This window comes from Muricoccus harenae, assembly GCF_009848505.1.
Lineage (GTDB): Bacteria > Pseudomonadota > Alphaproteobacteria > Acetobacterales > Acetobacteraceae > Roseomonas > Roseomonas harenae.
Genome location: NZ_WWDL01000012.1, coordinates 80,627 through 94,572 on the forward strand (window position 1 = coordinate 80,627; position 13,946 = coordinate 94,572).

Here is a 13,946-nt window from a genome sequence, read left to right on the forward strand (position 1 = left end):
CTCAGGCCTTCGCCGTGCGGAAGATCAGTTCGGAAGGCGCGGGATAGCGTCCGCCCAGCCCGAAGCGTGTCATGGTGGCGATCACCTCCGCAATCTCCGCCTCGGTGACGTCCTTCACATAGACGGTGAAGCCGCAATCCTTCAGCCGCTCGACCGGCACGCGGGAGAAGCCCGAGATCAGCTCCAGCAACTCCGGCTTGCCGAGCCGCTCGTTCACCCAATCGGTGCCCTTGTGCAGCCCGCGCGCGAAGCGCTCGAACACCTCGCCATTCTTCTCCAGGTCCTCCTTCATGGCGACGTACTGGGCAACGGAGGAAGAAGGTGCCGTCTCCTGGATGAACCAGCCGATGCGTTCCAGCTTGTCGCCATGGGTCTGCAGGGCGGCGGTGACGAAGGGCTCGCTGAAGAGGCCGGCATCGATCTGGCCGCCGGCCAGCGCATCGGCCATCTGCGGGAAGGGCACCTCCACGGCCGTCACCTTCTTCCAGTCGCCGCCGGTCTTGTCGATCCAGGCCATGCCGCGCAGCCAGACGACGTTGTTGCGGGTGTTGGAGGCGACGCGCTTGCCCTCGAGCTGCCTGCCGCTTGTGATGCCAGAGCCCTTGCGGACCAGGATCGCCATGTTGTCCGGCGGCGCCGCCTGGGAACGCACGGCGGCCGCCGCGAAGCGGAAGTCCAGCCCTTCGCGCACGCCCAGCAAGGCCGAGACGGTGTTGGTGAAAGCCATGCGGAACTGGCCCGCGACCACGCCCGGCAGGCCGGTGGCGCCACCCGTGGTGGCGGAGGTGTCGATCTCGATCCCTTCGGCGGCAAAATAGCCATGCCGGATGGCCGCATGCAATGGCGCCACGTCGAGCACGGGAATGACGCTGACGCGCAGCCTGGTCAGCGCCTGGGCACGCAGGGCGGGAGCCATCAACGGTAGGGCGAGGCTTGCGCCGAGCGCGGCGCGACGGGTGATCTCGGTCATTCTCGAAGTCTCCTCGTTTGTATTGGGATCAGTTTCGGGTCTGCCAGTGCAGGGCGCGGGCTTCGGCCCAGGCGAAGACCGCATTCAGCGCGAGCCCAACCAGCGCCAGGATCACGAGCCACGCATACATCTGCCGGATCAGGAAGCTTCGCTGCATGTCGAGGATGAGGAAGCCAAGGCCCCCCTGCCCCGTCAGCATCTCCGACAGCACGGCGATGATGAGGGCGAGCCCCAGGCTTGTCCGCATCCCCGCCAGGATGAAGGGCAGCGAAGCCGGCAGCACCACATGCCAGAGCGCGCGTGCCGTGCTCCACCCATGGGTGCGCGCGGAATCCAGCAGCACGCGATCCACTCCGCGCACGCCCTGCAGCGTGTTCACCAGCACCGGGAAGGTCACAGCCAGCGCGACCGAGGTGATCTTCATCGTGTCGCCGATGCCAAGGAACAGCATCAGCGGGGGCACCAGCGCGGCTTTGGGGATCGGCCGCATCATCTCCACCAGCGGCTCCAGCAGCCGATAGGCCGCGCTCCACCAGCCCATCGCCGTGCCCAGGGCGATGCCCACCACCGAGCCGATGGCAAACCCGATGAACACCAGCCGCAAGGTGGAATAGAGCGGCCCCAGCACATCGCCCGAGAGGAGCAGGTCCCGCAGCACCTCCCAGATCGCCGTCGGCGGCGGCATCAGCGCCCGCCGGACCAGCCCCGCCTGCACCGCCCATTCCAGCCCCGCGATCAGCAGGGCCAGGAACAGGAGCCCCGGAACCAGCCCGAGAAGCCGCTCAGCCCGCATGGCCGCCCCGGGTCAGTAGGGAGTCCAACAATTCATGCCGCAATTCGAGGAACCGGGCCGTCTCGCGCACCTCCACGGCGTCGCGCGGCCGGGGCAGCCCGGTCTCGACGACGCGTGCGATGGTGGAGGGCCGCTTGGTCAGCAGCGCGACGCGATCGGAGAGGGCGACCGCCTCTTCCACGTCATGCGTCACAAGCACGACGGTCAGCGCGCGCTTTTCCCACAGTTCCAGGATCAGCCGGTGCAGGTCGAGCCGCGTCAGCGCGTCTACGGCGCTGAAGGGCTCGTCCATCAGCAGGATCTTCGGCTCGGCCGCCAGCGCACGGGCGAGGGCCACGCGCTGCTGCATGCCACCGGAAAGCTGCCAGGGAAAATGATCCCCGAAGCCTGTCAGCCCCACCGATTCGAGCTGCGCATCCGCCGCCGCGCGCGACTTCGCCCGCGACATGCCGGGCCGGTGCTCCACCGCGAAGGCCACGTTGTCCCGCACGCTGCGCCAGGGCAGCAGGGAGCGCCCGTATTGCTGGAAGACATACACTGCCTCGGGCGGCGGACCACTGACCGCGCGCCCGGCCACGCGAACCGTGCCGGCGCTGGGCTCCATCAGCCCTGCGGCGATCTGCAACAGGGTGGACTTGCCGCAGCCGGACGGGCCGAGGATCGACAGGAACTCCCCCTCCCGCACCGAAAGCGACAGCTTGTCCATTGCCAGTGTCGCCGGGCCGCCGCGAGCGGGAAAGGATTTCTCCACCGCCTCCAGTTCCAGGATCGCCATGTCCCCGCCCCCTGCATCCGCTTCCGGGAACGCGGCTCACGCCTCCGGCGACCGCGCCCTAGAAGAGCTCGAAATACTCCCGCTGCTCCCATTCCGAGACCTCCGCCTCGAAGCGGGCGATCTCGGCACGCTTGATGCGCAGGAACCAGTCTATGAAGCCCCGGCCGAAAGCCTCGCCTGCCGTTTCGCTCCTGTCCAGCGCGTCCAGCGCCTCGGCCAGGCTGCGCGGCAGCGGCGGCGCCTCGGTTTCATAGGGTGTGTCGGCCGGCGGGCCCGGATCGCGGGCCTGCGCGATGCCGTCCAGTCCGAACTGAAGCTGTGAGGCCATGTAGAGATACGGATTGGCCGCCGGCTCGCCGACGCGATTCTCCAGCCGCGTCGCGCGATCCCCCGGCCGCCCGAGGGCGCGCACCATGACGCCGCGGTTGTCGATTCCCCACACCGCCCGGTCCGGCGCCAGCGACAGTGGCCGGTAGCGGCGGTAGCCGTTGATGGTCGGTGTGGAAAAGGCGGCGGCGGCCCGCGCGTGGTACAGCAATCCGCCCAGATAGTGCCGCGCCGTCTCCGACAACAGCGCCCCGCCCTCGCCGACGAAGGCATTGCGCCCGTTGCCAGCATGGGTGAGCGACTGGTGCAGGTGCCAGCCGGAGGACATGACGTTCGGGATGCGTGGCCGGCACATGAAGGTTGCGTGGTAGCCATGCCGCCGCGCCACCTGCTTCACCGCCGAGCGGAACAGGATCGCGGTATCGGCCGAGGCCATGGCGTCCTGCGCATCGAAGGTAAACTCCACCTGGCTCGGCCCGTATTCCACCTCCATGGAGCGCAGCGGCAGGTCGAGCGATTCCACCGCGTTGCGCAGGATCTCCAGCACCGGGTCGATCGCGTCGTAGCGGCTTTCAGTGAGATAGTTGTAGCCCTGGCTCAGCAATGCGACCTCGGGCGGCGTGCCCGGCTGTCCCGCATCCTCCGGCGCCATCTTCGGATCGAGCAGCCGGAACAGGTGGAACTCGAGTTCGATGCCGGTGGTGAAGCCGAAGCCCATCCCCGCCGCCCGCTCCAGCGCGCGCCGCAGCTGGTAGCGTGGCGAGAGCGGCACGGGCCGCCCATCCAGGAAATAGGCGTCGCAGAGCAGCCAGCCCGTATGCGGCGCCCAGGGCAGCACGCGGAAGCTGGCGGGATCCGGCAGGATCAGGAAATCCGCCGCCCCCTGCATTTCCTTCATCCCCATCCCCGCGCCGGCGGTGAAGACCGGCCAGGCGGTGCGATGCGCGCTGTCCTTCAGCAGCATCGTGGTGGTCAGGGCAATGCCGTCACGCAGCGCGCGGGCCGCATCGGCCGCCACCACCGTCTTGCCGCGCAGGATGCCATGCTGGTCGGGCCAGGAAAGGCGCAGCACGCCGATCCCCTCCCCCTCGATCCGCCGGATCACCTCCTGCGCCTGCATGCGGGCCATGTCGTCGCGCAATCCGTGCCGGTCCACGAAGCTCATCGGGCCGATGCCCCCGCCGCCGCGCTCACTCCGCGGCCAGTGCCAGGGCGGGTGGCGACCAGGGCGCGGCGGCCCGGCGGCGGGCCACGGCGGCGCGCCAATGCGCCTCCCAGCCTTCGGTCGGCGCCATGCCGTCAATCGTCGCGGGGCCCGTCATACCCGCCGCCTCAGATGGGCCGACAGCCAGCATCGGCGCCTTCCCTTCCTCCACCGCCGCCATGGCGCGCATCAGCAACCGGCGGTTGGCGGCAATCGCCTTGTCGGTGGAGGCAAGATGCTCCCGCGTGCGGTCCTGGATCGCGCCCTGGCTCTCCACCGCCCACTGGTCATGCGTGTTGATGTCGTGGCCCATGCCCGTATAGGTCTGGCTCGCCTGCTCCTGCGGGTCGTAGCCGTATTCGTTGCGGCTGTTCCGGCGCGGCAGGTAGTCCGGCAGCGCGTAGGTCTCGAGCCTCTGCGCGCGCATCGTCGCATGGTCCACCGGCGCGCCGAAGCTGGTGAAGATCGCGATCCAGTAGCAGCGGGTGTCATCCACCGGCATGTGCCATTGGGTGATGGTCATCTCCGCGCTCATCGGGATGACGAAGGCCTGCGGAAAATACAGGTTGGTCACGCGCACATGCGTGGTCTGGTCGCTGATGCGGCGCAGCGCCGTCAGGCGCAGCCCGTAATCCGTGTTCTCCACCTCGATCTGCGGACGCGGGAACTCGCGGAGCACATAGGTCATCGGCAGGTCGGAGCCGTCCGAGGCGCCGCGGAACTGCTTGCCGTAGGCTTCCTTCTCGTCGCCATCCTCGAAGAAGCGGTGCAGGAAGGAGGCATGCGCGGGATCGATCCCGACCTCCAGCGCCTGCAGCCAATTGCACTCGATCAGCCCCTTGAAGGCGAAGGTGTGCGTGCCGGGCGCGACGAAGCAATCGAAGGCCGGCAGCGCCGGCGCCTCCCCCTCGCCCAGATAGGCGAAGACAATGCCGGAGCGCACCTGCACCGGGTAGGAACGCGTGCGGATGCGCTGGCAGAGCGTGCTGCCCTCCGGCTCCGCCGGGGTCTCCAGGCAGCGCCCGTCGGCGGCGAAAAGCCAGCCATGGAAAGGGCAGCGCAGCCCCCCATCCTCCAAACGCCCATAGGCGAGGTCGACGCCGCGATGCGGGCAGTCGCGGTCGATCAGCCCTATCGTTCCCGCCTCGTCTCGGAACAGCGCGAAATTCTGCCCCAGCGCCTTCACCGGCCGGACGGGCCGCGGACCTTCCAGCTCATCCAGCAGCGCGACGGGTTGCCAGTAGCGGCGCAACAGCGCGCCTCCTGGCGTGCCAGGGCCAACCTGCGTCAGCCGGCGGTTCTGCTCCGCGCTCATCATGGCAGCAGGCCCTCCAAAATGTTCGGTGACCGAACGTTAGTGCGATTGTAGGACATGCTCTTCGCTTGGCGCAACGCAGCCCCGCGATAGAAGAAGGGATGGACGATGCCCAGACTGGGTGCCGAAGCGACCGAGCGGCGTGCACGCGCGGACCATGGCCCCGAGCATTCAGAGGCCCTGGCGCGTGGGCTCGCGATCCTCGCCTCCTTCGGTCCTGACTGTCGCCAGATGACCCTGGCCGAAACGGCCCGGATGGTGGACCTGCCCCGCGCCACCGCGCGCCGCGCCCTGCACACGCTCCTGAATCTCGGCTTCCTCGAAAGCGACGGTCGCCTTTTCCGCCTCACGCCGCGCGTGCTGCGCCTGGCCTCCGGCTATCTCGGCTCCAACGGCGTCTCGTCGCTGCTGCAGCCGCGCTGCGAGCGGATCGCCGCCGCCACAATGGCCGCCTGTTCCGCTGCCATGCTCGATGGAGGAGAAATCGTCTTCGTCGCCTACGGCCAGCCGTCGCGGCTGGTGTCCTTCAACAGCATGGTCGGCACCCGGATGCCCGCCCATTGCACCGCCCTCGGGCGCGTGCTGCTCGCAGCACTTCCCGATGCGGATCTGGACCCCTGGCTTGGCAGCCTGCGCCCAGAGCCGCTTACGCCACGCACCGAGACCGATCCCGCGCGGCTTCGCGCCGCAATCCTTGCGGCTCGCGATTCGGGGTATGCGCTGGTGGAGGAGGAGATGGAGCCAGGCTTCCGCTCCCTCGCCGTGCCGCTGCAGCGCTATGATGGGAAGGTCGTCGCCGGCCTCAACATCGGCGCACCGCTTGCCCTGCACCCCGATGGCGACATGGCGGCGCGGATGCTGCCGCTGCTACGCGAGGAGGCTGCGGAACTGGCGGCGCAGCTCGTCTGAACCGCAATCGCTCCACACCGCCCAACTTGCCGCCACCTGAACCGTTCTTTACGCCACAAGTCATGGTTGTGGAGGATCTGTGCAGCGGCATGCGCCAATGCGGGACGGCCCTCCCCAGACGTCCGGCGGCAGGCCGGAGGATCTGCGGACCGCCCTCGCCGAGGCGCGGGCGGAAGCCGCCTCGCTACAGAACCGGCTGAAGGCAGCCGAGCGGCAAAGTGCGGTCAGCCGCGCCCTCGCCTCCGCCCGCTTCGCCGCGGCGGAAGAGGACGACCCGTTGCTGGGGGCGGCGCTGCAGGACCTCTGGTTCCTCACCGTCGAACTGGAGGAGGCGAATGCCGCGCTCGGCCGCGAAGTGGCGGAGCGGCGCGCCGAACTGGCCGCAATCGACGCCGCCCTGCGTGAAAGCGAGGAGCGCGTGCGGCTCGCCCATCGCTATGCCGGGGCGGGCGCCTGGGACTGGGACCTCACCACCAACGGCGTCACATGGTCGGAGGAATACCGCGACCTGCTCGGCCTTGGCCGCGAATCCGAAGCCTCCTACGAGGGCTGGCTCGCCGGCGTGCTGCCGGAGGACCGCGCCGAGACGGAGCGGGTCCTGCGCCAGGGCATCGAGGAAGCCCAGCCTGAACTCGAGTTGGAGTACCGCACCCAGCATCCCACGCGCGGCCTGCTATGGCTGGCCTGGCGCGGCCGGCTGCAGCGCGCCACCGATGGCACGCCCCTCCGCGTCACCGGACTGTGCATCGACATCACGGCCCGCAAGCGTGCCGAGCTGGCCCTGCGCGATGCCAATGCCAACCTGCAGCGCGAAGTCGAGCGCGAGGTGGCGGCGCGGGAGGCCGCGCAGGCGCGCCTCACCCAGACGTTGAAGCTGGAGGCGCTGGGCCAACTCACCGGTGGCGTCGCGCATGACTTCAACAATCTTCTGGCAGTGGTGACCGCGGGCATCTCCCTCATCGCGCGCACGGAGGATCCGGCGCGGCGGGAGAAGCTGCTTGCCAGCATCGCGCAGGCCGCGCAGCGCGGCGCAGACCTCACCCGCCGCCTGCTCACTTTCGCACGCCGCCAGGCATTGCGGCCCGAGTCCGTGGCACTTGGCCCATGGCTCGGCGAGATCAATGCGCTGCTGTCCCGCTCGTTGCGCGCGGATATCACCGTACGGATCGATGCGCCGGAGGATCTCTGGCCAGTGCTCGCCGATCCGTCCGAGATGGAGCTGGCGCTGACGAATCTCGCCCTGAACGCACAGGACGCCATGCCACGCGGCGGAACACTGCGCATCACGGCGCGGAACGTCACCCTCGCGCGCACGGAGCATGCCGAAGGCCTCAGCGGCCCCTTCCTCCAGCTCGAGGTGGAGGACACTGGCACGGGGATGACACCCGAGGCGCTTTCCCGCGCCTTCGAGCCCTTCTTCACCACCAAGAGCGGCGGGACCGGTCTTGGCCTCGCGCAGGTCTATGGCTTCGCGCGGCAGAGCGGCGGCCTGGCGCGCGTTGTCAGCCACCCTGGCAGGGGAACCTGCATCACCCTTTTCCTGCCCCGTGCCCATGCTCCGTCCGGCGAGGCCGCCGCGCCCGCGGCCACCACAGAAGAACGCCCGCTGCGCATCCTGGTCGTGGAGGATGATGAGGCCGTCGCCGCGCTGGTGATCGACATGCTTCGCCACCTCGGCCATCTGGCGATACGCGCGACCGATCCGGCCGATGCGCTGGCGAAGCTGGAGGACGGGATCGAAGCCGATCTGGTCTTCACTGACGTGCTGATGCCCGGCGGCATGGACGGGCTGGACCTTGCCCAGGCCATCCGGGCGAAGCGTCCGGCGCTGCCGGTGCTGCTCACCAGCGGCTATGGCGGCGCGCCGGCCCGCGTGGCCGAGGCAGGGCTGCCCCTGCTCCGCAAGCCCTACAACCTCGATGCGCTCCGCCAGGCCCTTACCGCCGCGGCAACCGCCCACTGACACCTGGCCGGCTGACACCGGACTGTCATTCCGCCGGCATGGCCAAGGGGCCGGAACCCGGTCCATACCGGGCCATGGTCCTCGCTTCCCGGCACGCCCGCTCCCCCTGGCGCTGGCTGCGCCGCGCGATCCTGCTGCTGGTCGCGATTCCCGTCCTGCTGCTCCTCCTGGCGGCGGGCGCGGTCTGGCTGACTCTGCCGGGCGAACAGGCGGCGCTTCGCCTGGCCGGCCTCTCCGCCCCTGTCGGCATTGATTTCGACGCGCATGGCATCCCGCGCATTCGCGCGCAGTCCGAGCGCGACGCCGCCATGGCCATGGGCGTGCTGCATGCGCGGGACCGGCTGTTCCAGATGGAGATGACCCGCCGCGGCGGCGCCGGACGGCTGAGCGAGCGGGCCGGCCCCTCCACCCTGCGGCTGGACCGCTACGTCCGTACCCTCGGCCTGCGCCAGCGCGCCGAGTCCGACCTCGCCGCCCTGCCGCCGGAGGCGCGGGACCTGCTGGACGCCTATGCTGCCGGGGTGAATGCCTGGACCCGCGCCCGCGGCCGTTTCGCCGCCCCGGAATTCCTGTTGCTGGGCATTCCGGAGCCATGGAAGCCCTCGGACAGCCTGCTCTGGGGCAAGATCATGGGCCTCTGGCTCTCCGGCAATTGGCGACTGGAGACCGAGCGCGCGAGGCTGGCGACGATCCTCCCTCCTGAGCGCATGGACCAGCTCTGGCCCTCGGATGAGAGCGTGGGGCGCCCCGACCTCGCCTTCCTGCCCGAGCCGCGGCGCTTCGCCGACCTGCTGGGTGCGACGCCCCGGTGGGGCGAGGATGCGCCCCTGCCCGAATCCGCCTCCAATGCCTGGGCGGTGGCGCCCTCGCGCTCCACCACGGGCGGCGCGCTTCTGGCCTCCGACCCGCATCTCGCGCTGCAGGCGCCGGTGCTGTGGTACCTCGCGCGGATCGAACTGCCGGGCGGCCGCTTCCTGGCGGGCGCTACCGCCCCCGGCGTGCCCATGGTGGTGATCGGCCGGAACGAGCGCCTCGCCTGGGGCTTCACCACCACCCATTCCGACACGCAGGACGTTTTTGTCGAGCGCCTCGCCGGCCCCGATGCCTATGACACGCCCGACGGCCCTCGCCCCTTCACGCTGCGGGAGGAACGCATCGCCGTGCGCGGCCAGGACGACGTGGTGCTCCGCGTCCGCGAGACACGTCATGGTCCGGTGATCTCAGACCTGGACGACAATCCGCCCGGCGACCGCGTGCTCGCCGTCTCCATGGCCAGCCTCGCCCCGGAGGACAGCCAGGCGGCGGGGCTGATGGCGCTGAACCGGGCCGGTTCCATCGCTGAGGCGCGGGGGGCAGCGGCGCTGATCGCCTCGCCTGCGCAGAACCTGATGGTAGCCGACGCGGTGGGCGGCATCGCCATGTTCCTCACCGGGCGTACCCCGTTGCGCAAGGCGGGCGACGGCACCCTGCCCGTCCCCGGCTGGGACGGCGCCCATGACTGGACCGGCTGGGTGCCCTTCGATGCCATGCCGCATGTCGTGGCGCCGGCCGGCGGGCTGCTCGCCAATGCCAACAACCGCGTGCAGCCGCCCGGCAGCGACGTCTTCCTCGGCCGCGACTGGTTCGGGGACTGGCGCTTCCGCCGCATCGGCGAGCTGCTGCACCAGCGGCCACGCCACGCCCCCGGCGACTTCGCGGCGATGCAGGCCGATTCCGTCAGCCTCCTGGCGCGGGAGATGCTGCCCCTTCTCCTTGCCCCGCCCCGTCCCACGGGACCGGCGGGGATGGCGCGCGACCTGCTGCTCAGCTGGGATGGCGCGATGCGTCCGGAACTGCCGCAGCCCCTGGTCTTCAATGCCTGGATGCGGGAGCTGGGCCGGATGGCGCTGGCTGCCGGTGGCGTGCCGGACGGCGCCTGGAACGCGGGGCCGGAATTCCTCCGCACCCTGGCCACGCCCGGGGGCGCCGGCTGGTGCGGACCGGAGGGCTGCGAGGCCCTCTCCGCCCGCGCCCTGGAGGCGGCGGTGGCCAGCCTCGCCCCGCGCTTCGGCCCCGATCCGGCGTCCTGGCGCTGGGGCGACGCGCATCGCATCCGGCTGGAGCATCCGCTGCTCCGCTTCGTCCCCCTGCTCGGCGACCGGCTGCGCATTGAGGCCCCGACGCCGGGCGACGGCGAGACCGTCAACCGCGGAAGCATGGCGCGGGATTTCTCCAATGTGCACGGGCCAGGGCTGCGCATCGTGATGGACCTCGCCTCGCCCGACGGCGTGGCGGCCGCGATCGCCACCGGGCAGTCCGGCAACCCCTTTTCCCGCCATTGGCGCGACATGACGCCTGGCTGGGTGGCGGGTCGGCTCGAGCCCCTGCCGGCCAATGCGCCCGCCGCGGCCCGTTTGCGCCTGGACCCGCAGGACTCCGCTCCCTAGATCAAGGCAGCCCTGCCTTCGCAAACCCGGGCGGAACAGTGAAACCCCATGCCCGGGCGCCGCGCTTGCGCGATGGCGCGAGACCATGGACGGCGGCGCCCGTTCCGTTGAAACTAGGTTCCACATGCTGCACCGCGCCCAACGCCGACCGCAGTTCTTCTACACCACCGCTCCCCTGCCCTGCCCATACCTGGCCGGGCGGACGGAACGGAAGGTGGTGACCGAGCTCTCGGGCCCGGAAGGGGAAGCGCTGCATGACCGCCTCTCCCGCGCCGGCTTCCGGCGCAGCCACAACATCGCCTATGCGCCGGTCTGCCCGGGCTGCCAGTCCTGCATCCCCATCCGCATCGTGGTGGACGACTTCCAGCCCAGCCGCACCCAGCGCCGCATCCTGCGCGCCAATGCCGGGGTGGTGGCGCAGGAGGTGCCGGCGCGCGCCACCGCCGAGCAGTTCGCCCTGTTCCAGCGCTACCAGCGCGCCCGCCATCGGGACGGCGACATGGCCGCGATGGGCTTCTACGACTACCGCGCCATGGTCGAGGACACGCCGATCACCACCATGCTGATCGAGTTCCGCGAGGCGCCGGACCGGCTGATCGGCGCCTGCCTGACCGATTGGCTGAAGGACGGCCTCTCCGCCGTCTATTCCTATTTCGAGCCGGAGCATGCCAACCGCTCCCTCGGCACGCTGGCGATCCTGCAGCTTGTGGAACGGGCCCGGGAGCTCGGCCTGCCCTATGTCTACCTGGGCTACTGGGTCCCTCAGAGCGCCAAGATGGCCTACAAAGCCGGCTTCAAGCCCAGCGAGATCCTGACCAACGGCGCCTGGCACCCGCTGCGCGAAGGGGCGCCGCCCATGACGGCCCTGGTGCCGGAAAGCGCCGTCTAGGGCCTTCCCGGCAGCGGCCCACAAGCCTTCACGTCGCCCGGGGAGCGCCCCCGGGCCTCGCCTCAGCCGCCGAAGCGGTTGGACTTCGGGAAGCCGTTCGGCGGCATCTTCCCCGCCCCGCCGCGATTGCCGCGCCAGGGGGCCAACGCCGTCTCTGTCCGCGTCCGGTCGCCGAGCTGCCAGGTGAGGCCATCCGCCTTGGCGAAGACCTTCACATCCGCCAGCCCGCCATCGCGATAGCCCTGCAGCGCCACGCCACGTCCGCGCGACATCTCCGGCACCTGCTCCAGCGGGAAGACCAGCAGCTTGCGGTTCTCGCCCACCACCGCGACCGTGTCGCCCTCCACCGGGGCGCAGGCCGCCAGCATGTCCGGCGCATCCACCACCAGCACCTGCTTGCCCGTGCGCTTCTCCGCGAGCAGATCCTCGCTCTTTGCCACGAAGCCGCGCCCGGATGCCGAGGCGAGGAGGAACTTCATCCCCTCCTTCCAGACGAAGGCGGAGAGGATGGAATCCTCGTTTCCCAACTCCACGATCAACCGCACCGGCTGTCCGTCGCCGCGTCCGCGCGGGATGGCATCCGCCTTGATCGTGTAGGCACGGCCGTTCGAGGCGAGCAGGCCGATGCGGTCCGTCGTCTCGGCATGCAGCAGCAGGGCGAGGCTGTCGCCCTCCTTGAAGCGAAGCTCCGCCGCCGGGTCGATGTGCCCCTTCTGCGCGCGCAGCCAGCCCTTCTCGGAAAGGATGATGGTGATCGGCTCGCGCTCGACGAACTGGGATTCGTCGAAGACCACCGCCACCGCCTCGGTCTGCACCGTGCGCCGGTCGCCCAGCGCGCCGGAGCCGAACTTCTGCCGAGCCTCCTCGATCTCATCGCCGATCTTCGTCCACTGCGCCTTCTCGCTGCCCAGCAGGCGCTGCAGCCCCTTCAGCTCCTTGGTCAGACGCGTGTGCTCGCGCCGGATCTCCATCTCCTCCAACTTGCGCAGGGCGCGCAGGCGCATGTTGAGGATGGCCTCGGCCTGGGTATCCGTCAGGCCGAAGGTCTTGATCAGCGCATCCTTCGGATGGTCTTCCTCGCGGACGATGCGGATCACCTCGTCGAGGTTGAGATAGACGATGAGATATCCGTCAAGGATCTCGATCCGTCGCTCGATCGCGGCGAGCCGATGCGAGGAGCGGCGCACCAGCACCACCTGGCGGTGATCGAGCCAGGAGCGCAGCACCTCCTTCAGCCCCATCACGCGCGGCGTGCGCTCGGCATCCAGCACGTTCATGTTCAGCGGAATGCGGCTCTCCAGCGGCGTCGCGCGAAACATGCTCTCCATCAGCATGGCGGGCTCGATGCTGCGGGTCTTCGGCTCCAGCACCATCCGCACCTTGTCCGTGCTCTCATCGCGCACATCGGCCAGCAGTGGCAGCTTCTTCGCTTCCAGCAACTCCGCGATCTGCTCGATCAGGCGCGACTTCTGCACCTGGTACGGGATCTCGGTGATGACGATGTGCCAGGTGCCGTTCTTAAGCTTCTCGACTTCCCATTTCGCGCGCAGCCGGAAGCCGCCGCGGCCGGTCTCATAGGCGTTCAGGATGCTGTCCGCGGGCTCCACCATCACGCCGCCCGTGGGGAAGTCAGGCCCGGGCATATGGGCCAGGAGCTCGGCCGTGGTCGCACCCGGGTTGCGGATCAGTTCCAGCGCGGCGGCACACGCCTCGCCGGCGTTGTGCGGCGGGATGGAGGTCGCCATCCCGACGGCGATGCCGTTCGCGCCATTGGCCAGCAGGTTCGGGAAGGCCGCCGGCAGCACCACCGGCTCCTGCTCCTCGCCGTCATAGGTCGCGCGGAAATCGACGGCATCCTCGTCGATGCCATCGAGCAGCGCCTTGGCGACCTCGGTGAGCTTCGCCTCGGTGTATCGCATGGCCGCGGCGTTATCGCCGTCGATATTGCCGAAGTTCCCCTGGCCCTCGACCAGCGGGTAGCGCGCCGCAAAATCCTGGGCGAGCCGCACCAGCGCCTCATAGACCGAGGAGTCGCCGTGCGGGTGGTACTTACCGATCACGTCGCCGACCACGCGCGCGCATTTCTTGAAGCCGCCCGCCGGATCCAGCTTCAGCTGCTGCATCGCCCAGAGCAGGCGGCGATGGACCGGCTTCAGCCCGTCCCGCACATCCGGCAGGGAGCGCGCCATGATGGTGGACATGGCATAGGCCAGGTAGCGCTCGGACAGCGCACCGGCGAGCGGCGTCTCATTGATCCGGCCGCCCTCGGGGAGCGTCTTGAGGTCGTCGGGCAAGGTGGTCGGCCCTTGTGTTCTATGTTCGTTCAGGATCTTCCGTTCTAGCAGGCCGTGCGGGACGGCGCCAGGGCGAGGCTC

At 69.8% G+C, this 13,946-nt stretch carries 10 protein-coding genes; 4 read left to right on the plus strand and 6 right to left on the minus strand.

The genetic code is table 11. From position 1 onward, the window contains the following. Position 1 precedes the first annotated feature (1 nt). The 5 genes from GSE44_RS10835 to GSE44_RS10855 are packed head-to-tail and all read right to left on the minus strand — an operon-like array spanning position 2 to position 5,387. Positions 2–970 carry an ABC transporter substrate-binding protein gene (locus GSE44_RS10835; RefSeq protein ID WP_159348811.1) on the minus strand — a complete coding sequence of 323 codons (969 nt, stop codon included), beginning with the start codon at positions 968–970 and terminating at the stop codon, positions 2–4. A gap of 28 nt (positions 971–998) precedes the next feature. After that, positions 999–1,763 carry an ABC transporter permease gene (locus GSE44_RS10840; RefSeq protein ID WP_159348812.1) on the minus strand — a complete coding sequence of 255 codons (765 nt, stop codon included), beginning with the start codon at positions 1,761–1,763 and terminating at the stop codon, positions 999–1,001. Beyond that, positions 1,753–2,538, minus strand: a complete 786-nt coding sequence (locus tag GSE44_RS10845) for an ABC transporter ATP-binding protein (RefSeq protein WP_201306026.1) — start codon at positions 2,536–2,538, stop codon at positions 1,753–1,755. The genes GSE44_RS10840 and GSE44_RS10845 overlap by 11 nt, the downstream gene beginning before the upstream one ends. Before the next feature lie 58 nt (positions 2,539–2,596). Then, positions 2,597–4,030, minus strand: coding sequence for a glutamine synthetase family protein (locus GSE44_RS10850; RefSeq protein WP_159348813.1), 1,434 nt, complete (start codon positions 4,028–4,030; stop codon positions 2,597–2,599). A 25-nt stretch (positions 4,031–4,055) separates the two neighbouring features. Further along, on the minus strand, positions 4,056–5,387 hold the full coding sequence (locus tag GSE44_RS10855) for an aromatic ring-hydroxylating dioxygenase subunit alpha (protein WP_159348814.1): 1,332 nt from the start codon (positions 5,385–5,387) through the stop codon (positions 4,056–4,058). Positions 5,388–5,492: 105 nt separating this feature from the next. On the opposite strand from GSE44_RS10855, the gene GSE44_RS10860 reads away from it, so the two are divergent. The 4 genes from GSE44_RS10860 (at position 5,493) to GSE44_RS10875 (ending at position 11,571) form a co-directional block, all read left to right on the plus strand. Continuing rightward, positions 5,493–6,293, plus strand: coding sequence for an IclR family transcriptional regulator domain-containing protein (locus GSE44_RS10860; protein WP_159348815.1), 801 nt, complete (start codon positions 5,493–5,495; stop codon positions 6,291–6,293). A 97-nt stretch (positions 6,294–6,390) separates the two neighbouring features. Beyond that, positions 6,391–8,256 carry an ATP-binding protein gene (locus GSE44_RS10865; RefSeq protein ID WP_159348816.1) on the plus strand — a complete coding sequence of 622 codons (1,866 nt, stop codon included), beginning with the start codon at positions 6,391–6,393 and terminating at the stop codon, positions 8,254–8,256. Positions 8,257–8,330: 74 nt separating this feature from the next. Then, positions 8,331–10,682: a penicillin acylase family protein gene (locus GSE44_RS10870; protein WP_159348817.1), complete on the plus strand. Its 2,352-nt coding sequence runs from the start codon at positions 8,331–8,333 to the stop codon at positions 10,680–10,682. Positions 10,683–10,806: 124 nt separating this feature from the next. Then, positions 10,807–11,571, plus strand: a complete 765-nt coding sequence (locus tag GSE44_RS10875) for an arginyltransferase (protein ID WP_159348818.1) — start codon at positions 10,807–10,809, stop codon at positions 11,569–11,571. 62 nt (positions 11,572–11,633) lie between these two features. Here GSE44_RS10875 and parC read toward each other — a convergent pair whose 3' ends face one another. Beyond that, positions 11,634–13,865 (minus strand): DNA topoisomerase IV subunit A, encoded by a 2,232-nt coding sequence (gene parC, locus GSE44_RS10880; protein ID WP_159348819.1) that lies wholly within the window; start codon positions 13,863–13,865, stop codon positions 11,634–11,636. Positions 13,866–13,946 lie beyond the last annotated feature (81 nt).

Bases quoted from the DNA above. Each gene is read 5' to 3' on its own strand.
- GSE44_RS10835 (WP_159348811.1), bottom strand. From the start codon at position 970: ATGACCGAGATCACCCGTCGCGCCGCGCTCGGCGCAAGCCTCGCCCTA.
- GSE44_RS10840 (WP_159348812.1), bottom strand. From the start codon at position 1,763: ATGCGGGCTGAGCGGCTTCTCGGGCTGGTTCCGGGGCTCCTGTTCCTG.
- GSE44_RS10845 (WP_201306026.1), bottom strand. From the start codon at position 2,538: ATGGCGATCCTGGAACTGGAGGCGGTGGAGAAATCCTTTCCCGCTCGC.
- GSE44_RS10850 (WP_159348813.1), bottom strand. From the start codon at position 4,030: ATGAGCTTCGTGGACCGGCACGGATTGCGCGACGACATGGCCCGCATG.
- GSE44_RS10855 (WP_159348814.1), bottom strand. From the start codon at position 5,387: ATGATGAGCGCGGAGCAGAACCGCCGGCTGACGCAGGTTGGCCCTGGC.
- GSE44_RS10860 (WP_159348815.1), top strand. From the start codon at position 5,493: ATGCCCAGACTGGGTGCCGAAGCGACCGAGCGGCGTGCACGCGCGGAC.
- GSE44_RS10865 (WP_159348816.1), top strand. From the start codon at position 6,391: ATGCGGGACGGCCCTCCCCAGACGTCCGGCGGCAGGCCGGAGGATCTG.
- GSE44_RS10870 (WP_159348817.1), top strand. From the start codon at position 8,331: ATGGTCCTCGCTTCCCGGCACGCCCGCTCCCCCTGGCGCTGGCTGCGC.
- GSE44_RS10875 (WP_159348818.1), top strand. From the start codon at position 10,807: ATGCTGCACCGCGCCCAACGCCGACCGCAGTTCTTCTACACCACCGCT.